The 19,210-nt window shown below is 67.3% G+C and carries 17 protein-coding genes and 2 pseudogenes; 11 read left to right on the top strand and 8 right to left on the bottom strand.

The features are described from left to right. The 3 genes and pseudogenes from HY68_RS44435 to HY68_RS35940 form a co-directional block, all read left to right on the top strand. A pseudogene (locus tag HY68_RS44435) lies at positions 1-287 on the top strand (hypothetical protein); the annotation flags it as partial. Positions 288-409: 122 nt separating this feature from the next. Continuing rightward, positions 410-541 carry a hypothetical protein gene (locus tag HY68_RS46130; protein ID WP_277816786.1) on the top strand — a complete coding sequence of 44 codons (132 nt, stop codon included), beginning with the start codon at positions 410-412 and terminating at the stop codon, positions 539-541. Positions 542-889: 348 nt separating this feature from the next. Then, positions 890-3,100, top strand: a complete 2,211-nt coding sequence (locus HY68_RS35940; protein WP_042000011.1) for a tetratricopeptide repeat protein — start codon at positions 890-892, stop codon at positions 3,098-3,100. An 85-nt stretch (positions 3,101-3,185) separates the two neighbouring features. Here the strand turns inward: HY68_RS35940 and HY68_RS41335 are convergent. From HY68_RS41335 to HY68_RS35925, 4 genes and pseudogenes are all read right to left on the bottom strand, one after another. Next, a pseudogene (locus HY68_RS41335) lies at positions 3,186-3,942 on the bottom strand (IS5 family transposase). Positions 3,943-4,011: 69 nt separating this feature from the next. Continuing rightward, on the bottom strand, positions 4,012-4,395 hold the full coding sequence (locus HY68_RS41330; RefSeq protein WP_078864115.1) for a DUF1707 domain-containing protein: 384 nt from the start codon (positions 4,393-4,395) through the stop codon (positions 4,012-4,014). Next, positions 4,392-4,976, bottom strand: coding sequence for a helix-turn-helix domain-containing protein (locus HY68_RS39835; protein WP_078864114.1), 585 nt, complete (start codon positions 4,974-4,976; stop codon positions 4,392-4,394). Before HY68_RS39835 ends, HY68_RS41330 begins: the two co-directional genes overlap by 4 nt. A 528-nt stretch (positions 4,977-5,504) precedes the next feature. Next, positions 5,505-5,873, bottom strand: a complete 369-nt coding sequence (locus tag HY68_RS35925; protein ID WP_078864113.1) for a hypothetical protein — start codon at positions 5,871-5,873, stop codon at positions 5,505-5,507. Positions 5,874-7,206: 1,333 nt separating this feature from the next. On the opposite strand from HY68_RS35925, the gene HY68_RS35920 reads away from it, so the two are divergent. The 7 genes from HY68_RS35920 (at position 7,207) to HY68_RS35890 (ending at position 13,375) form a co-directional block, all read left to right on the top strand. After that, positions 7,207-8,310, top strand: coding sequence for a hypothetical protein (locus HY68_RS35920; protein WP_042000002.1), 1,104 nt, complete (start codon positions 7,207-7,209; stop codon positions 8,308-8,310). A gap of 339 nt (positions 8,311-8,649) precedes the next feature. Next, a complete protein-coding gene (locus HY68_RS35915; protein WP_198533503.1) occupies positions 8,650-9,444 on the top strand; it encodes an ABC transporter permease in 795 nt (264 codons plus the stop codon). Then, a complete protein-coding gene (locus HY68_RS35910) occupies positions 9,441-10,337 on the top strand; it encodes an ABC transporter ATP-binding protein (protein ID WP_041999999.1) in 897 nt (298 codons plus the stop codon). Before HY68_RS35915 ends, HY68_RS35910 begins: the two co-directional genes overlap by 4 nt. After that, entirely contained in the window at positions 10,330-11,442 is a 1,113-nt protein-coding gene (locus HY68_RS35905) for an ABC transporter substrate-binding protein (RefSeq protein WP_041999996.1), read from the top strand. Before HY68_RS35910 ends, HY68_RS35905 begins: the two co-directional genes overlap by 8 nt. A gap of 97 nt (positions 11,443-11,539) precedes the next feature. Continuing rightward, positions 11,540-12,442, top strand: coding sequence for an ABC transporter substrate-binding protein (locus HY68_RS35900; RefSeq protein WP_041999993.1), 903 nt, complete (start codon positions 11,540-11,542; stop codon positions 12,440-12,442). A gap of 154 nt (positions 12,443-12,596) precedes the next feature. Beyond that, positions 12,597-12,845: an ISL3 family transposase gene (locus HY68_RS35895; protein WP_041999990.1), complete on the top strand. Its 249-nt coding sequence runs from the start codon at positions 12,597-12,599 to the stop codon at positions 12,843-12,845. Between the two features lie 8 nt (positions 12,846-12,853). Further along, positions 12,854-13,375, top strand: a complete 522-nt coding sequence (locus HY68_RS35890; protein WP_052457495.1) for a DUF4253 domain-containing protein — start codon at positions 12,854-12,856, stop codon at positions 13,373-13,375. A gap of 58 nt (positions 13,376-13,433) precedes the next feature. Here HY68_RS35890 and HY68_RS35885 read toward each other — a convergent pair whose 3' ends face one another. The 4 genes from HY68_RS35885 to HY68_RS35865 all read right to left on the bottom strand — a co-directional run bounded on the left by HY68_RS35885 (position 13,434) and on the right by HY68_RS35865 (position 17,332). Beyond that, a complete protein-coding gene (locus HY68_RS35885; RefSeq protein ID WP_052457494.1) occupies positions 13,434-13,829 on the bottom strand; it encodes a DUF5958 family protein in 396 nt (131 codons plus the stop codon). A 724-nt stretch (positions 13,830-14,553) separates the two neighbouring features. After that, entirely contained in the window at positions 14,554-15,507 is a 954-nt protein-coding gene (locus tag HY68_RS35875; RefSeq protein WP_198533502.1) for a nitrilase-related carbon-nitrogen hydrolase, read from the bottom strand. 303 nt (positions 15,508-15,810) lie between these two features. Beyond that, a complete protein-coding gene (locus HY68_RS35870; RefSeq protein ID WP_078864110.1) occupies positions 15,811-16,296 on the bottom strand; it encodes a DinB family protein in 486 nt (161 codons plus the stop codon). 421 nt (positions 16,297-16,717) lie between these two features. Beyond that, positions 16,718-17,332 carry a TetR/AcrR family transcriptional regulator gene (locus HY68_RS35865; protein ID WP_041999981.1) on the bottom strand — a complete coding sequence of 205 codons (615 nt, stop codon included), beginning with the start codon at positions 17,330-17,332 and terminating at the stop codon, positions 16,718-16,720. Between the two features lie 76 nt (positions 17,333-17,408). On the opposite strand from HY68_RS35865, the gene HY68_RS35860 reads away from it, so the two are divergent. Then, positions 17,409-18,884 (top strand): FAD-dependent oxidoreductase, encoded by a 1,476-nt coding sequence (locus HY68_RS35860; protein ID WP_198533501.1) that lies wholly within the window; start codon positions 17,409-17,411, stop codon positions 18,882-18,884. Positions 18,885-19,210: the final 326 nt, after the last annotated feature.

Raw genomic sequence — 19,210 nt, 5'->3', positions numbered from 1 at the left:
GCATTCTTCGCCGACCTGTAGCCGAGCCGCCGCCCGGCGGTCTCCTGGATTGGATAGCCGAGAAGATCGAGGGCCCCGACTGGTTCATGGAGACGGCGGCCGCCGTCCCGGCGGGCCCCGAGGACCAGGACGACGGTGTGCAGCGGCTGCTGAGTGACGACGACCTCGCCCAGCACCCCGGCCCCGCGGCCGTCCTGCAGTCCTGGCTCGACTCCCCCGCCGCCGATGAACTCCTCTCCCACTCCGGGGTATACCGGACTCTCAACAAACCCGCCACCACACCCTGAGCCACCTGCACCCGATCCCCGCCGACGAAGTCCTCCCCCGCCACGAACCCCCGATCGCGCTGACGATCCTGCTGGAGCACTGCAGGCGCAGCACCGACCGGTGGGCGGCGCTCGCCGCGGCCATGACCTTCGAGCACGGCGAAACTAAGCTCACCGGCGAAGGGCGTCGTGTCCTCCTCGCCCGCCTCGACGACGACGTCTGTGACCTGATGGTCCTGTCGTACCTGCGCACCATCACCACGTACGTCATGTGAACGGACAGCCGGCGGGTTTGCCCTCAGCGGCCTCGCCACCGAGGAGGCCAAGCTCCGCTCCCACGTGCGCAAGGTACTTCCCGGTCACCTTGCCACTGTCCAGCCGATCGCCAGCGGCTTCAGTGCGCCCTTGGCCCGCAGCCGGTTGGGGCACCGAACCCCCCGCGCGGGCCGATCAACAACGTCATGGCTGCCGCTTTCACCCACCATCATCTGGTTCGGGACACAGTTCATCCTGGCGCCTCACCGACTCGTGTGGCCCCTGAGCCTCCGGGGCCACACGGGCACGGCGAGCAATACCGGGTCAGTTAGCCTTGGCTCCTGACGGCGTTTGACGGAGGACAGCCGATGGTCATCGACGGCGCGGATGATGATGTTCTGCCGGGGCAGCACTCCAGACCAAGTGTCCGAAACGAGCTGGTCGATGTCGTCGCCGGCGTCGTGGTCCAGGCAGGCTCGATCACCGGCGGCGTCCACTTCCACGCTGTACCTCACAACGTTCCGGTTCCCCGGCAGCTCCCATCTGCCCCAAGGGTCTTCGTCGGCCGTTCGGCGGAACTGGCCGAGCTGACTGGCGTTCTCGACAAGGCGGCTGCCGGGGACAGCACAGTCCTGATCTCGGCTGTGGCTGGATCAGGGGGAATTGGCAAGACGTGCCTCGCGCTGCAATGGGCACACCAGCATGCCGACGTGTTCCCGGACGGGCAGTTGTTTGTGGACCTGCAGGGTTTTTGGCCTACGAGTGCTCCCTTGGACCCGGCAGTTGCCCTTCGAGGCTTTCTCGAGGCCCTGGGTGTGGAATCCGGGCGGATGCCGGTGGACCTGGACGGCAGGGTAGCTCTGTACCGTAGTCTTGCAGCTGGCCGACGGATGCTGATCGTCCTGGACAACGCACGGAACACCGAGCAAGTGGCAAAGCTCCTCCCTGGCAGCCCCACCTGTACAGTCGTCGTTACCAGCCGCAACCACATGCCGGGCCTCGTCGCCAGGCACGGCGCCCGCCCACTGGCGCTCGACGTTCTCGACGCGCAGGCCGCGCGAGCCATCTTCGCCGAACATATCGGGGCTAGTCGCCTGGAGGCTGAGCCTGAGGCTGCGGCAGAGTTGGTTGCGCTGTGTGGCGGGCTGCCCCTTGCGCTAAGCATCGTCGGCGCGCGAGCCCTGATTCGTTCGCAGCTTTCGCTCGCTGCACTGGCAAGCGAGATCCGGCACGCCGCGACGCGACTGGCTGCTCTCGACGACACTGACGGGGCAGCCAGCGTTCCGGTGGTTCTGTCGTGGTCTTACGCCGCATTGCAATCGGAGCAGTCCGACGCGATCGAGCTGTTCGCCTTGGCTCCCGGACCGGATCTCGGCCTCACCGCTGCCGCGGTGCTGGTTGAGCAACGGGTTCGCGAGACCATTCCGCTGCTGCGGGCACTCGAGCAGCTCTCCCTGCTGCAGCAGGTAACTCCTGGGCGATACCGGATGCACGACCTGATCCGCCTCCACGCTGTAGACCGCGCCCGACACCGACAAGCACAGGTAAAGCGGGACGACGCGCTGAGACGCATCGTCGACTTCTACGCGCACACCACCTTCGAGGCACGCCTGCTGCTAGACCCGCACGGCACGCCGATCACCATGGGCGAGGCGCCGGGAGGCGACCGGCAATCGCTGTTGAGCGAGGCAGACGCCGTGGCGTGGTTCAAAGCCGAACTGCCGTGCCTGCGCGCCAGCCAGGAGCTTGCTCTCGAACGTGGTTGGCACGCTCCGGTGTGGCGTCTGGCATGGGCGTTGCACACCTACCAGTGGCGTGAGGGATATGTGGGTGAACAAGCTGTCGCGTGGACATTGGCCCTCACCGCCGCGCAGCATGCAGGAGAGGTGGACATTCAGATACGTGCGCACCGTGCGCTGGCCGATCTCGCGAGCCGGGCGGGCAGCTACGACGACGCGTTGACTCATCTACGGCAGGGGCTCGCCATCGCTGAGGAGCACCATGACGACGTGGGGCGCGGTCACCTCCACCACACATTCGCATGGCTCTGCGAACAGAGGGGTGAGCCTGAAAGCGCCCTGGACCACGCCATCGAGGCTTTGAAGCTCTTCCGGGTCAACGCTCAGCCGATATGGGAAGCGCACGGGCTGAACCAGGTTGGCTGGTACCAAGCCCTCCTCCACCACTATGGCGAAGCACGCGCCAACTGTGAGGAGGCGCTGGCGCTGTGCCGCCGGCTCCAACACCACGAGGCGGAAGCTGCGACGCTCGACAGCCTGGGGTACATCGCTCAGCACACCGGCGACCCGGCCTCCTCGGTGCGGCATTACAGTCAGGCCCTCGAACTCTTCCGAGCCCTGGGTAACGCATATGAGGAGGCTGACACTCTCGAGCACCTCGGTCAGGCCTACCGTGAGGGGGACAGGGAGGCAGACGCCTCCGCCGCGTGGCGCTCTGCGCGCGATCTCTACGAGTCACAAGGCCGGACGGCACAGGCGCGACACCTTGACGGAAAGCTCGCGACGCTGGAGACATCGTCTGGCCTTGTCCCCCTCCGTCGAGAGGACGATGCCGGATAGGCCGACCATCCTGGAGCAGCCGTCTTCATCGGGTGCCCTTCTCCTTATTCGCACAGTATTGCGCGTTTCAGAACGAGGTTCGGAGTCACCTCACGCAGGTGATGCTGCAAGCGAGTTGGAGCAGTCCGAGGTGAAGGTCGGCGCGTGTATCTCCTAGCGGATCCGCAGCCGTTTGAACTGGTGTAGCCAGGCAAAGGTCCGCTCGACGACCCAGCGGGTCTTGCCCAGTCCGGAACCGTGGACGGTGCCTTTACGGGCAATCTTCGGGGTGATGCCGCGGGCCCGGAGAAGACGGCGACACTTGTCGTGGTCGTAGCCACGGTCCGCTAACGGTCGACGGCCGACCACAGACCCTGCGGATGCCGGGTATCGCATCCAGCAACGGCATCAACTGCGTGACATCGTGACGCAGCGAGACGACCCAAGGGATGCCTTTCCGGTCGACGATCAGGTGGTACTTGCTACCGGGCCGAGCACTGCCCACCGCTCAAGGTCCATTGTGATCCCCCCACTTGAGGGTCCGTACGTGCCAGCGGCCCGACTGCGGCGTCGTCCATGTCGAGCAGGCTGGCGGCCCGTAGCTCGGCGAGCAGCACCTCGTGCAACTGCGGCCAGACGCCGGCGTCGGCCCAGTCCCGCAGCCGCCGCCAGGCCGTCATACCACTGCAGCCGACCTGCTCCGCCGCAACATCCCGCGAGCCACGCTCTTGCACCCACGTAAACGATGCCCCGCAGCGCAGCCCGGTCAACCGCCCCAGATACCGCTGCCGCCTGGGCGGCCGTGGAGGCAACAGCGGCACCACACGTTCCCACAGGTCATCAAACACAAGATCAGCAGACACCCCACAAATCCTGCCGACACAGCGCCCAACTGCCAAGCCCCACAACACACTTCATTCTGGAACAATTAGTTAGTCCGCAGTCTCGTCTTTCGGATCAGGTACCGGAGCCAGATCTCGTCCTCGTGGACGCCTTCGGTATGCTGCGCGTTGGGACATGAGCCAGTAAACGAGCGCCGCGGGGGGTGCGACGCATAACAGAATGATCAGCAGGCGGGAATCGATCACCTGGGTGCGTGACGCAGGTGATTCCGCTTCGCCCGGCAGATCTTTCACGAGGGCATCGAGTTGCTCGCGCGTGCGTGCTTCGTAGGCCGCGGCCACGCGTTCTTCGAGCTCGAACAGTGTCAGTCGGCCAACAGCGTAGTGTTGTTTCAACTGCAGCTCGATCCGCTCACGCTCGGCGTCCGAGGCTCGGACCACTGCGTTGGCGGTGTACTCCTCGTTGTCATTCATAACGACCTCTCGGACGTGGGCGGAGCGGCATTGGGCGGTGGTCGGTCCTGCAGGTCGACAAGCGCGATAACCACCCGTGTCCAGACCCCCGGGGCATCGCGGTCCCCGAAGCGGGTGGCGAGTCGTTCGATGTGGCCGCGCAGCTCGGCGAGCGCCTCATCGGTCAGCCGCAGTGCACCGCGGTGCACATCGACTTCCCGGAGACCGCCTGCCTGCTTGGACCGCCAAGCGGCACCGATATCTGCCCGAGTGGCATCGAGCATCGAGCCGAGAAACCCAACCATCTCTTCCGGGCTCGCGGAATCCCCGGGAGGTTCGGTGACCGCAGGGGCATAGACCCGCTCGACCTTGCCACGGGCCAACGGCCGGTATTCGGCGATCTCGATCAGCCCGGCCCGCTCCAGCTGACCCAGATGGTAGTAGAGGCGATCAACCGGGATGTCGGCTAGATCGGCGAGTTCTCGTGCGGACCGCGGCATCTCCCACAACGCCTCCAGCAGCCGGATCCGCAGGGGATCAGCGAGCGCCTTGTGCACACCATGCCATCGCTTGGACGGTGCAGCGGAGTCGTGTCTACTCATCGCGTTCTCCACCCAACAGATCTCAGTTGATTGGAAAATTCTACAACCACGCGATGGGCGGGACTAGCCCTCCGGACATGAAGCCGCGGTCAGCGCGACACAGCTTGAGGCCGACCGCCCTGGGGTTATGGCCGGCACCGGCCAGAGTCTCCTCTGCGCGGCCTGCCACGCCAGGCTGCGCTCGGCCCGCTCGCCGAGCAGGCGCCCGCGCTTGGTCATAGTCGTCAGTGATGCCCCCCAGCGCCGCGACGATCCGCTCGCGGCAGTGGCCGACCAGCCGATCAGCTCCGAGCCGCCGGCTACCTCCATCACTGACCTCCGACCCGGCGTGTGCTGTCGGATCGCCAGGTCAAACGCAGCCGGGCCAACTTGTTCTTTACCTTCCGGCTGTTCGGTGACAACGGGGGCCCGCCAGCTCGGCCTGGACGCCGACCTCTCCGGCATGGAGGCCACCGTCGAGCAATACCGGGCAACACCCCCTCAGCCGACGTACCCGTCGAGCGGAAAACAACTGGCCATGGGCCGGTTTCAACCGAGGCTGCTGGCGAACTGACCGTTCTGCGCCTCCTCAGCAGACAGCTGCACCTTCCCCCGGTGCGAGATCTCCACCTGATAGAAGTCCTCCCCCGTCGGAACAGCATCGATGGACACGTCGAACGCGCAGGTGCCGGTGTCCTCGTCGAAAGTCGAAAGGATCAGGCTCGATGCGGCAATGACCGTGCCGGCGGCGTCGTACACGGTGACGGAGGTGCCCATGGTGATGTCGTCATACCCGCCCGTGCCCTCACACCCGCCCGTCCCGTCAGCGACGGCCCCGTCAACGAGGTCGAACTCCCCGGTGAGGGTGAACGTGTTGGGCTTCGCAGAGGGCGTGGCCTTCGCCGCGGGCTTCGCCACGGCATGCACCTCGGTGCCAGCGGCGGGTGCGCCCCTGCTCGTACCGAACCAGACCGCTCCAACGGCCGCAGCGCCTACCAGAGCGCCCATCAGGCCTGCGGTAAGGGTCCGGGAAGATAAGCGGACGGGAGTAGCCGGCAGCCCGCCTGGGGGTTGTACGGGCGGCTGAGCGGGTGGCTCCGGGTACGAGGTCATCGTGGCCGATCGTGTGGTGGTGGGTGCTCCTGGCGGTGGGGACACGTCGGCGCCTGTACAGAATGTGGGACAACCGCCAGCACCAGATAGTTGCGCTACCAACTGCCGGTTTGACGGGCAGTCAGCCCGCTGGGGATGGGCGACGTCGATTCCGGCCTTCTGTGGCGCGGAGGTTCTTGGAGCCCGGGCAAGGGATGGTCGGTCTGCCCTGTCCGACATGACGCCGAGCCCTGATGCTCACACCTTCAGCCCTTCCTCGAGGTCCCGTCGGGCAAAAGGTGCCGGGTTGCAACTTTCCGGGCCAGCAAGGCGGGGGCTTCTGCCCCGTGAGCCGTGCACAAGGGACGGCCTGGCGAGGGAGTGACCGGAAGAGCCGGGGAGTGCGCCGAGCGCACTCCCCGGCTTGCACCGGTGCTAGATCCTGCGACGCCGCTGGTAGCGGATACCGGAGTTCGCCATCGAGTTCATGGCGAGACCAGGGGCCCTACGCGAGGGTGGGGCCGCCCGCCCGCTCGGGGAGCTCGCGAGGCGCAGCGGCGAATTCGAGGAGCCGCAGGGTTCCCTTGCCTAATAGGTAACTGGTTGGTACGCCGTCCCACGTCTTCTCCAGAGGACGTTGAACGGTCCGCGGGGCCAGCCTCAGCGCTGACCCCGGCGGAGAAACTCAGGTGAGTTCCTGGCGAAGCTTCCTTGCGATGAGGCTTCCGCAGGTCTGCCGCGACGGCGGCCGGCGGAGCGCATCCGGCCACCACGCGCACGATGACAGCAAGAAGAATCACGATCACCAGCCAGACCATCGCGGCAGTGATCTCTCGGCCCGCCCGGGAGCGGCGAAAGGGCGCACCGGGTATGGCCATGAATCCGCAACGCGGCCGAAAGACATGGCGCGCCGCGTCCTCCGAAGGCCCCGTGCGGGCGGCCGCCTTGACAGCGGATGGATCCGCCGTCTGTAATCACGACCGTGGTGACGCTTGACGCGACCGCGGCAGTGCTGCCGCGATGCCCGGTTCCCGGACATGAATCCAGCAAGGTTGTTCTGGGCGGCCGGTACGGCAAGCCGGGCCGGCAGAGACAGCTGTACGTATGCGGCATGGCCAAACCCGGCTCCGCCGCTCCGTCACACCGATTCACGGCGCCCATGGCGACTGCGCGTGCGGGCGCGCCGGGTGAGGACGGCGGCCCGGAGACCGAGGAGCGGCGCACCGCGCGCAACTACCAGTTCACCGCCTACGACATCGCCTCCGGCCTGGTCGCGGTCGCTCGCGGGGCGAGTTACGCGCGGGCCGGCCAGGAGGTGCGCGAGCACGCGGCCAGGCGCTGGGGCACGGAGAACGACACCGGCGCGCGCCGGCACGGCACCCTCGTCTCCGACTGGGTCGAGGTCTACGCGGAGGCGCTGTGGCAGACCCAGGCCCCGCACCGCGAGGACTGGCCGGAGACGGTGCTCGTCGGAGTGCTGCCACTCACGGTCGGTGAGGCAGCGGCCCCCAGACTGGTCTTCTCGGTTTTCGTGGCCATGGCGTACCGGAGCGACGGCACCGCCGCGGTCTTCGCCGTCCACACCTCCACCGGTACAGGGACCGACCACTGGGCCGCGTTCCTCGCGGAGTTGGACCAGGCGCGGCGCGGGCGGCCCCGGTATGTCGTCGGGGACGGCTCGGTCGCTCTGGCACGCGCCGTCGCCCGCGTCTGGCCAGCCGGCAGCGGTACTGACGGGGCGTCGGACGACGCCCCCGCGCTGTGGACCGACGAGACGCTGATGCGCGACCAGGCACGCCGCATCTGCAGGGACCGCGGCCTCGACCGCCGTGACGGGCGGCTGTGGCTGCTTCTCCAGCGTGCCTGGCGCGGCCAGGAGGACTGGGACCGGTTCACAGCCGAGGCGCGCCGGTACCGGCTGCCCGAGCTTGACCGGTGGCTGGCGTCGGCCGAGCCGACGATGTCCCAGCAGTTCGCGGGCCGCGCGCCCGGCGTGCACCACTCCCGCCAGGTGGTACGGGTCGCTCTGACGGAGCTGGACGACCGGCTCGGCAGGCGGCGTACGACTTTCGGGAACCAGGCGCGTACCGACCGGCTGCTGCGGCTGATGGCGCTGGACATCTCCGGGGTCGCGCGCGTCCATGCCTGGACGGACCTGATCTGCGTTTGGCTGGAGCGCAGCGGCGGTCGGCCCGCCACGTCGCAGCGCCGCATAGCTGACCAGGGCGGCCGTAAGTCGCTACGGGCCGCATCGTCACGCTGACCTCGGACTGGGCCTGACGGACGGTCCGTTCACCGCCATCCATGTCAATGAAATGCGACGCCGTTGACACCGCCGGAGGACGGTGCGCATACTCATGGCATGACTCCGGCCGCTGACATTCTGGTACGGCGACGGTACCTCGACTTCAGTCTCTACAGCGGGGCCGTCTGTCGTTGAACCGCCTGGCCCGCGCGCTGCACGCGACGCGGCCAGTTCCGTCCGATCGCCTCTGAGCCGGACGCGCCGCGATTGCGGCGATCTCTCCCCTTTTCGTACGCCTTTCGCGTACCCCCAAACTTCCCTTCCGAGCACCGGAGGACTCCCGTGCCCGCTTCTGCCGTGACCAGAAGCATGTCCAGGGGCAGACGCATCCGCACGCTGGTGCTGCCACTGCTCTCCATCGTCGGCGGACTCGCACTGTGGCAGCTCGTCATCAGTGTGTTCCGCCCCAACGAACTCGCCGTGGTCGGTCCCGCGCAGATCGCCCGCGACGCGGGTGACCTCTTCAGTGCCGGCACCCTGGGCACCGACATCGGGGTCAGCCTGGTCCAGTTGCTCGCAGGCCTCGCCATCGCTGTCGTCGCCGGTGTCCTGACCGGGCTGGCACTCGGCACCAAACGCTGGCTGGCGAGCGCGGTCGGTCCATGGGTGACCGCCCTCTACACCATCCCCGTCATCGCGGTCGCACCCCTGATCATTGTGGGCCTCGGCCTCGGCACCACGGCAAAAATCGTCATCGTCGCGGCCTCGGGATTCTTCCCGATCGCCATCAACACCCAGGCGGGCGCGGCCACCGTCGTGGACGGCGGGCTGCGCGACGTGACCCGCGCCTTCAGGGCCAACTCCCTTGAGACGCTGTGGTTCCTGACGGTTCCCGGCACCGTCCCGTACATCCTGACAGGAATCAGACTCGCCGTCGGACGCGCACTGATCGCGCTCGTGGCCGCCGACCTGTTCGGCTCCACATCAGGGCTCGGCTACCTGATCATCTCCGGGCAGCAGAACCTCAAGACGGACGACGTGTACGTCGGTGTGGTGACGCTGAGCCTGATCGGGATAGTCCTCACGGCGTTCGTCGCGTTCTTCGAGCGACGGATGACCGTGGCACGCAGCGGACGGACGGACCACCCATGAGCTTTCTGACCAGGTCACGGCAGGACCCCGTACGCCAGCCCGTCCCGACCGAGTCCGACGGCGTCATTGAAGTGCGCGAAGCCCACGCCCACTACCCGACCGCCTCCGGGCCCCTGCCCGTGCTGAACGGGGTAGATCTGACGGTGCGTAAGGGAGAAGTGCTCGCCGTCGTAGGCCCGAGCGGCTGTGGCAAGACCACACTGCTGCGCGTACTGCAGGGCCTCACCACACTCGACTCAGGCACCGCGACGATCCAGGGCCACGGACCCGACAGCGCGACGCCCGACAGCGGCTATGTGTTCCAGCAGCCTTCGCTCTTCCCCTGGTGGAGCGTCGCGAAGAACGTCGAGTTCGGGCTGCGGCTGCGCTCGCACACCCGGCGGCTGACCGCCGCCGCGCGCCGCGAACAGGCGGAGCGGCTGCTGGACATGGTCGGGCTCACCGGATTCCACCACTTCCGACCGGCCGCACTCTCCGGCGGGATGCAGCAACGGGTGAACCTCGCCCGCGCACTCGCCATCGATCCCGTGGTGCTGCTGCTCGACGAACCCTTCAGCGCGGTCGACACCCTCACCCGCGAACGGCTGCAACGGGTCCTGTCACACACACTCGACACACTCGGCACCGCCGCCGTGATCGTCACGCACGACATCCACGAGGCCGTCTTCCTCGGCGACCGGGTCGCCGTCATGAGCGAGCGTCCCGGCCGGATCGTGGAGACCTTCGAGGTCGACCAGGACCGGCCGCGCACCGAGGAGTTCCAGCACAGCGAGTATCTCGCGGCGGTCAGCGCCCGGATCTACCAACGACTCAAGACAAGTGACGAACGGGCCAGCGAATCCGAGTTCGCCCGTACCCGCCGACCTCCGGGAAGAGAAAAGCCAGATGCGTGAACCACACAGCGGACATCCGCGCGGGCGCCCGAGGCGCCGTACGACCGTCTCCGGCCTGCTCGGCGCCGCCGCACTCCTGCTCACCGCGGTACTCAGCGGCTGCGGCTCGGACTCGGCAGCGGGATCCTCAGGTGACGGCGGTGGTTCGGCCACGGAGCTGAGTGTGCCGGCCGGATCGGTCTCCGCGTCCCAGGGCGCCTTCCAGTATTCCGTCACCAAGGGCTTCTTCAAGAAGAACGGCCTCAAGGTCACCACCCCGCTCTCCGCCGAAGGACAGCTCAAAGCGTCCTTCGTGGCGGGTTCGGTCCACTTCGACCAGCTGGCCGGCGGCGACGTGCTCGACCTGTACGCCAAGCACGTCGGCATCAAGGTCATCGGCTGTGTCGCCAAGAACACCGGCTACTACCTGTACGCGAGGAAGGGCACCTCGTCCGTCGAGGCCCTCCAGGGCAAGACGGTCGGCGTGCCGTCGCTGGGGGGCGCCCCGCAGATCGCGATGCAGTCGTACCTGGAGAGCAAGGGACTGAAGCCCGACTCCGTCAAGTTCGTCTCACTCGGCTCGATTCCCAACGTCCTGACCGCGCTCACCAGCGGCAAGATCGACAGCGGTCTGCTGTCGACTCCGTTCAACTTCCGCGCGGACAAGGAGGGTCTACCGAACCTCGGCTACGCCACAGGACCGCCCACCCCCTACCTGGTGAACGCGTCCTGGGCGAAGAAGAACCCCACGTCGGTCACGAAGATCCTCAAAAGCGTGGCCGAGGGCGCCTGGTCCTACCAGACGAACAAGCCCGACGGCGTCGCCTCCCTGGGTAAGTTCCTCAGCCTCGACCCGGCGAAACCGGCCGACAAGGCCACGCTCGACAAGAGCTTCGACGCGTATCTGCCCCCCGTGCAGGCACCGGTCGGCCGCTGCTCGGCCGCCGACTTCAGCCCCTACGTCCGCTTTCAGCCGGCCGCCCAGCAAGGCGCGTTGAAGGAGCTCGGACCGCTCTTCGACAACTCCTACATCGACGCCCTCGACAAGCAGGGCTTCTACACAGGTCTGCAGAAGACCTACGGCCCGCTGCCCAAGGGCACGACCCTCGCACAGGTCCTGCGCTGAAGCCCCGCGCAGCGACCCCGCGACACCACGACCACAGGACACACCACCGGAACCACTACGGAGCCCGGTGCGACACCGCCGAGAAAGGCCGCCGAACATGGCACTCAAGAAGATCGTCAGCGAGACATCAAGCCCCGTCTTCTCACTGCCCTACTTCGTCGCACGCGACGAGGGCTACTTCGCCGAGGAGGGCCTCGAACTGGAACTGGTCCGCAAGGGCGAGCGGGAAGCGGTCATCAAGCCGGTCGAAGACCACCACCTGATCTCGTCTTTCACCAGCAGGTCGAACTTCGAGGCCGGCGACGCCTCGCTGTACCGGGCCTGCGAGTGGGGCCAGATCCGCCGCTCCTACGACAGCGAGGCGGGCGGCCAGGTCGTCAGCAAGCGCGCGGCCGTCGGCAGCCAGGCGATCTACGTCCGGCCCGACGACCCGGCCAACCACCCGCAGGACCTGGCCAACCGCGCCGTCGCCGTCAACTTCCACCACGGCTCGCACTACATCGGAATCCAGACGCTCGAGGGCTTCCTCAACAAGGACGAGATCAACGTCGTACACGTCGGCGGACCCAAGGAGCGCTTCGAGGCCCTGCGCGACGGCAAGGTCGACGCCGCAGCCGTGATGGAGCCGTGGATCACCGTCGCCGAGAAGCTCGGCTACAAGCTGATCGCCGAGGCATTCTACGTCGGAGCCGAGATCGCCAACCCGGAGCTGGACCCCGACACCTTCACCGCCATCCAGCGCGCCGTCATCAAGGCCGTCCACAAGATCAACGAAGACCCCAAGCCGTACCTGCACTACCTGATCGCCGACGTGCCCGAGGAGATCGTCCACCTCGACCCCACCGACTTCCGCCGCGACCGACTGCGCTACACCGAGCCGGTGCCTTATCCGGCGGGAGAGTTCCAGCGCACCTACGACTGGATGGTCGCCTGGGACCTGATCCCGGAGGACGCCGACTTCACCCAGATCGTGGACAACCGCCTGCAGATAGCGATCTGAGCGGTCAAAGCCACGTAACCCGCTCAACCCACACGCCGAGCCGCCCGAAACACGCATCACACCCCCGGGCGGCTCGGCGCGCGGGTTCACCGCGCGCCGCAACCGCGCAGAGCCGACGAAAGACAACGCCCTCCTGCTGCCCGGCGAGCGCGAGTTGATGAACAACCGGCAAGGCCGGCACCTCGGCCAGTGGAACGACCGCCTCCAGGTCGACGGCCCGCCCGCCCTGCACAGCTTCGTCAACGGTCTCGGCCAAGACTTCGACGCCGTGGTCGCCGGCCTCAGCCTGCCCTACAGCTCCGGCGCCGTCGGAGGCCACAACAAGATCAAGATGCTGAAACGCCAGGTGTTCGGCCGCGCCAATTTCGATCCCCTGCGCAAACGGGTCCGCCTCGCGGCATGAGGCCGTTCATGATCGCGGGTTCGGTGCCCCTCCGTGGTTCCGACGACATGCTCGACGCCGACAGGCGCCTCGCCGTCACGGCCTCCTTCGGGCAGACCTGGCCCGGTCTCGCGTCCAGTCGGGAGACGACAACGAACCCCGATCAACTGGCCGCCGGGTTCGCGCAGGCGTTCCTCGCTGGCCTCCCCCAGACGCGCCTGGGGCTTGTCGCCGCCGTATCCGGTGCCGAGGCGCTGACGGTCGCGGGCTGGACCGGCCCCTGCAACTACGACAATGACACCGCGAAGTTCTCAGCGGTCGTCCGAGATTGGGAGCACCGGTTCGGTGCTCGTGTCGTAGCGGTCGGCTTCTCCACGCTGCACCTCAGCGTCGCCTCGCCTCCCGTGGACGAGCACGAAGCTCTCCTGGTCGCGGCCGAGCACTTCGCCTTCTGCCCGGACAACATCTGGCAGGGCAGCAGGCCGTTCACACTGGCCGCATACGCCGAGCGGATCACCGGTGCCCACCACTGGGACTTCTGGTGGGACTGACCCGCTACCCGGAAGACGATCGACCGGGAAGTGACCTTCAGAGTGCCGTGCTGGTTTGTCAGGCGACAGACAGTCTGTGCCACCAGTGACTGCAGCCGCCGGAGCACAAGCGCTCGCGGCGCCGTCCGTCGGCGACCGCGAGCACCGCGATCAGCAGCCGGAACGCCTTACGACGTTCGTCGAGAGGCGCGAGACCGGCGATCTTTCCCAATTGCTCGTCTGTCCGGCCTCGTGAGATCAGCACTGCGGGTGTGTGCGTCGGGCGCAGCCCGGCCCGGCGGATGCTCTCTGGTGCGTCCTCGATGACTGCGCGCGCCTGGACGCAGTGATGGCGCAGAAACAGCAGCACCTCGGACTGCTCTTCCCGGCCGAGGCCGTCGAACCATTCGATGCCCTCTGACATCGGACGCAGCCCCTGCGCGAGCTTGTTGATCAGGACACAACGTTCGTTCACGACTGCCTTCCGTGGGATAGACGCCGCTCGCAGCGGCGATCAGGATTCCAAGCAGCACCGCGAGATCGGCCGCGCCTTCTGCGTCGTCGGCCCTCGGCGTCCGTGTCTACTTCATCCGTGTCCGCGTCCTGCCACCCGACACCACCGCCAGCAAAGCTGGCTAAGCCACCCGCGTCACCCTCACCCGAAACGACCTCATCAACCCCGACACCACCTGCCCCGCCCCAGCCAAGGAGCAGCTCGATGGAATTCCGGGCCGCGCGACAAGCCACCTACCCTCGCCCGACGACGAGCCGCCGTCCCCTTCGCCATGCTCCGAGACGGCACCTTCTACGAGCCCCACCCGCCCCATCACCTTGACCAACACCATTGGGGCACATTACCTACTTGGTAGCGCCGCAATGGGGCACCCAGCCTTCGGAGTTGGCTTGGCTTTCTTCCCCTGTCGATTCCATGTCTTGGGGCATGGCGGGACCCCTGCTGCGTGCGTACGGCGCCACGAACCGCATCCCGGGCTGGCACATACGGGCCTGTCCTGCGGTGCGGATCACTCGATGCCTCGGTCAACTTCGCCCCGCCCGGCTCCGACCGGAGCGTCGTACAGCCGAAGCCCTTGCCCCGGCCTCAACCGTTCCCCGAACGGTCACGCGACGCTCGCATGCGTAGCGTCGGCAGACGGCGGGCGTGCGCCGTCTGCCGGGGGGGGTGCGGGCGGTGGGTGGTTTCAGCGGGCGGGTTGCAGGGTGGGGTTGAGGGCGAGGCGGTTGTCGGAGGGGTGGTGGCCTTCGGGGCTGAAGGGCGGGACGGCGGCGGGGAGACAGTCCGCGATGAGCAGGCAGTCATGGTGGCGATCTTCGGAGGTGGCGGCGATCAGAGGTTCGCCGTCGGGAGCCCAGATCCCGGAGTTGCCCTGATACTGCCAGGCCCCGGCGGGGACCTGTTCCCAGCCGCGGCGGTTAGCGTAGGCGATGAACAGACGCCAGATGGCGGCCATGGCGGGGATGATGTGGCGGGTAGCGTCCTGGTAGGGGACCTGGCTCATGGTGCCGTCGGCCAGACGGAAGTGCCCGTCGGCGGCGGTGGGCCCGAGCACGACCTGGGCGCCGCGTGCGGCCAGGTACTGGTACAGCGGCGGAAACTCGCACTCGTAGCAGTTGAGCACGCCCACCCCGATGCCGTTCAGGCTGACCACGGGCGGCAGGTCCTGTCCGAAGGAGTAGTTGCGCCGCTCAGCGGCCCCGTACAGATGGGTCTTGCGGTAGTTCGCCACCACCAGCCCGTCCGCGGCGATGATGCTGATCGAGTCGTAGAACGCATTCCCCTCGCGTTCGGGGTAGGGCAAGACCAAGGCCAAGGCGTTCTCCTTGGCCGCCAGCCGCGCTCGCTCGACCGAAGGGCCCTCACGGTGCTCGGCCAGCTCGCTGCACTGCTCGGGGCCGATCGCGTAGCCGGTGGTGTACTTCTCCGGGAAGACCACCACCTGACAGCCGTATTCCGCCGCCAGCGCAGTCACCTCCACCAGACGCTCCAGGTTCTGCCCCACCGCCTGCCGGGTGCCGACCTGGCCCTGGCCCTGGTACAGCCCCACCCGCAGCCCTTCGCCGGCAGCGGGCGCATCGCGCGAGGCAGAGCGGAACACGACACGGACAGGCTGAGTCATCAACAGGACATCCCTCAATCAAGGACGGTCCGGACGACCGCCATCAGCAAGAACGACTCACCCCGCCGCCGGACACCAAGATCCCCAGCCGGCCCGAATTCTTGACCGAGACAGCGACCGACCTCCGCAGACGGTGCGTATGCGGGCGCGGTCCGGGCTGCGCGCGGTGCCGCCGAGGTCGGGGCCGGGTCCGGCCGCTCCGACCGTGCAGCTCGAAGGCCGGGCAGTGCAGCGACCTTCCCGCCACACTGCGGCACTACCAAGCGCGAAAGAGCCCCGACCGGACGGGGCTTGCCTTCGAAGGGTCGTCGCGACACGTGATCACTGACGTGTGGTGGCGAGCAGTTTAGACAGACGCTCGGCTGGGGTTTCCCAGCCGAGCGTTTTGCCTGGGCGGCCGTTGATCCGCTGAAGCGTCACGTCGCCGTTGTCACCCCACCACGCGACGTGGCCCATCGCATCGAGCGGCAGCTCCTCGATCGTCGCGTCCGCGTGCGCCCAGGCGCGGTGGTAAAGGCCGAGGATATCCTCGCGCGACTCGTCGGCGGGTGCCCACATGTCCGAGTTGGCCTCGGCCCCCTCCTCGTCCCAAGGGAGCGATTCGTTGTGCGGGCGGCCGAAGGTCGGGCCCAAGTACCCGAACTCGACGCTGGCGAGGTGCTTGACGAGACCGAGGATGTTGGTGCCGGTCGGCGTCAGAGGGCGGCGGCTGTCGTACTCGGACAATCCCTCCAGTTTCCAGATGATGGCCTCACGGGCCGCCTTGAGGTAGCCGTACAGGTCCTCTTTAGGATCATTGGGCTTCATAAGGCCGAGTCTCGCATCACCTGCCGACCGCTCGCGCGGCCTCCCGCCTGCGCAGAAGGCCTCAGCTGGCGACGGGGCCGCCTACGCCGCGAGCCGGCCGCCCAGGGTGAAGAACTCACCGATGAGGCTCGGCTCGCACTGCTCGACTTGGATGTCGCGCAGCTGGAGTTGCGGGGGGACACCTTCTCCGCTGGAACGAGGAGACGAAGGCGTGGCTTCCGGTCCCCGATCCCCCGAACGCTGATTGAGTTGTCCTGACTTGCCACGCCGCCACAGCGAAGCTCTCGTTCTCGAGGCCCGTTCCACGGCGTTCCCCTGGCGGCGCGTTGTCTTGACCGGCAAGGCGGAGCACCTGCTCGACAACCGCCTGAAGGCGCTCGCCGCCGACGTCCACGGTCTGGAGGACCACCCTGCCCCGGCTTCAGCGCGGCGAGCCCTGGTACGAGATCGGTCCCTGCTGCAGGAGAGGAAGGGTGATGTCGTCGACGATCGCGCGGATGCGGGCTGGGCTGGGGGGTTCCAGGTGCATCAGCAGATCGTGGCGGATCAGGTCGAAGGGGAGGTCCTGGACGGCTGGGGGGATGTGAGTGAGATCCAGTTCGCCGCGGTCCTTCGCGCGCTGGTAGATGGTGCGGACGCGGATGAGCGCTTCGGGGTCCATGATCTTGGTGCGGATCTGGGCGGGGGTGAGGCCGCTGTCGGCCAGGAAGCCGGAGAAGGTGGCGGCGGTGGCGATCGCGAGGAAGCCGGCCAGGGCTTGACTCGCGGCCGTCAGGTAGTCGAGTAGATCGGTGCGCAGGGCGCCGGTGTCGGCGACGGTGATCGGGTTGTCCTTGCGGTGGCGTTCGAAGACGGCGAGGACGAGTTCGTCCTTGTTGGACCAGCGGCGGTAGAGCACGGGTTCGCTCGTGCGGGCACGGACGGCGACCGACTCCATCGTCAGGCGTGCGTACCCGGTCTCGCTCAACTCGTCCCAGGCGGCCGCGAGGAGAGCGGTTTCGAGCTCAGCGCCGTACCGGCGGCGGGGTGGAGTCACCCGCTCACCATAGAAAGGTTTGTATTTCTTGACAACCCGGAGTAGAAAGGAATTACTTTCTAGAGAGGTGATCGTGGTGACCGAGGTTCTGATTGTCGGTGCTGGCCCGACCGGGCTCACGCTGGCCTGCGTGCTGGCCCGGGACGGGGTGCCGTTCCGGCTGATCGAGGCGGCGGCCGGGCCGCAGCCGGGTTCGCGGGGGAAGGGGATTCAGCCACGCACGCTGGAGGTGTTCGAGGATCTCGGGATCGTCGATCGGGTGCTGGCCGACGGGCGGGTCGGGATGCCGGTCCAGTCGGTCGGGTCTGATGGGCGGGTCGAGAAGATCGGGGGTGAGCCGATCGAGGAACGGCCGGATGTTCCGTATCAGTTGGGGCTGATCACGCCGGAATGGCGGATCGAGGAGGCGCTCCGGCTGCGGCTGGCCGAGTTCGGGGGTGCGGTGGAGTTCGGTACGGCGCTCACCGGGTTCGAGCAGTCGGACGATGAGGTGAGGGCGAGCGTCGTACGGGGTGGCGTGGTGGAGACGGTCGAGGCGCGGTGGCTGGTCGGGTGCGATGGAGGGCATAGCGTCGTACGGAAGCAGGCCGGGATCGCGTTCGTGGGCGAGACGTTGGACGACGTACGGATGATCGTTGCCGACGTCGGGGTCGCTGGGTTGGACCGGGATGCGTGGCAGATGTGGCGACATGAGGAGGGGATGGTCGCGCTGTGTCCGCTCCCGTCGACGGATCTCTTTCAGTATCAGGCGAGTATCGGACCGGGGCAGGATCCCGGCCTTACGCTCGCGAATCTGCAGGAGATCTTGGTACGGCGGAGTGGTCGCAGCGATCTCAGGCTGGGTGAACCGGAGTGGGTGACGCTGTGGCGGGCGAACATCCGGCTCGTCGAGCGGTATCGAGAGGGGCGGGTGTTCTTGGCCGGGGATGCGGCGCACATTCACTCACCTGCTGGTGGGCAGGGAATGAATACGGGCATTCAGGATGCGTACAACCTTGGGTGGAAGCTCGCTGCGTCGCCTAGGCTCTTGGATAGCTACGAGGACGAGCGTCGGCCGATCGCGGCTGGTGTCCTCGCGCTGTCGAATGCGCGGCTGGCGGAAACGCTTGTGGCGAAGGGGATCCCGATCCGCAGCGACGGGGACACTAGGCAGCTCAACCTCAACTATCGTGGGTCTGCCCTGGTGTGGGACGACCGTGATGAGACGGCCGAGCTCCGAGCTGGGGATCGCGCTCCGGATGCGACTGACCTGTTGACAACAGACGGCGTATGGCGGCATCTCTTCGAGCTGACCGGAGGTGGGCGGTTCACGCTGCTGAACTTCGGGCCTCGGATCGATCCGCCGGCTGGTGTCAGGACCCTGCAGGTCGTGGACGACCTCGTAGATACTGAAGGCCACCTTGCGAGTGCTTATGGCGCAGGTGATCACACGCTGGTGCTGATCCGCCCGGATGGCTACATCGCGTGCATCTCCGATGCCGGTGATCTTCCCGCCGTACTGAGGCATGGAGAAACTACAGGCGTTGGCGGATCGGCTGGTCGCCGACGGTGAAGTGCCGGGTGCGGTTGTCCGGTTGACGGACGGATGCGAGCACGGAGTGGGTCGGCGGGTGCTGTCGGCAACGATTCGGTGTTTTGGATCAGCTCGACGACCAAGCCGTTGGCTGTGGTGCCTGCGTTCTGGCAGCGCTACGGCTCCACCGGCGGTAGTCCGACAGCAGGCCGCGTGTGGACCTCGGCTCGCTGATGTCCAAAGCAGTACGTCGCGAGCGCGGCGCGGACGATGTCCTCGTCGAGGCCAGGGTGGGGGCGCCGGCCGCGCAGGACGAGAGCGAGGTGGCGGCGGCTTCGGCGAGCAGGTGTCGGCGGTGGAGCGTC

Source organism: Streptomyces sp. AcH 505, from assembly GCF_000818175.1.
Taxonomy (GTDB): domain Bacteria; phylum Actinomycetota; class Actinomycetes; order Streptomycetales; family Streptomycetaceae; genus Streptomyces.
This window is presented reverse-complemented; position numbering and strand designations above follow the sequence as displayed.

Bases quoted from the DNA above. Each gene is read 5' to 3' on its own strand.
- HY68_RS46130 (WP_277816786.1), top strand. From the start codon at position 410: ATGACCTTCGAGCACGGCGAAACTAAGCTCACCGGCGAAGGGCGTCGT.
- HY68_RS35940 (WP_042000011.1), top strand. From the start codon at position 890: ATGGTCATCGACGGCGCGGATGATGATGTTCTGCCGGGGCAGCACTCC.
- HY68_RS41330 (WP_078864115.1), bottom strand. From the start codon at position 4,395: ATGAATGACAACGAGGAGTACACCGCCAACGCAGTGGTCCGAGCCTCG.
- HY68_RS39835 (WP_078864114.1), bottom strand. From the start codon at position 4,976: ATGAGTAGACACGACTCCGCTGCACCGTCCAAGCGATGGCATGGTGTG.
- HY68_RS35920 (WP_042000002.1), top strand. From the start codon at position 7,207: ATGGCGACTGCGCGTGCGGGCGCGCCGGGTGAGGACGGCGGCCCGGAG.
- HY68_RS35910 (WP_041999999.1), top strand. From the start codon at position 9,441: ATGAGCTTTCTGACCAGGTCACGGCAGGACCCCGTACGCCAGCCCGTC.
- HY68_RS35905 (WP_041999996.1), top strand. From the start codon at position 10,330: ATGCGTGAACCACACAGCGGACATCCGCGCGGGCGCCCGAGGCGCCGT.
- HY68_RS35900 (WP_041999993.1), top strand. From the start codon at position 11,540: ATGGCACTCAAGAAGATCGTCAGCGAGACATCAAGCCCCGTCTTCTCA.
- HY68_RS35890 (WP_052457495.1), top strand. From the start codon at position 12,854: ATGATCGCGGGTTCGGTGCCCCTCCGTGGTTCCGACGACATGCTCGAC.
- HY68_RS35870 (WP_078864110.1), bottom strand. From the start codon at position 16,296: ATGAAGCCCAATGATCCTAAAGAGGACCTGTACGGCTACCTCAAGGCG.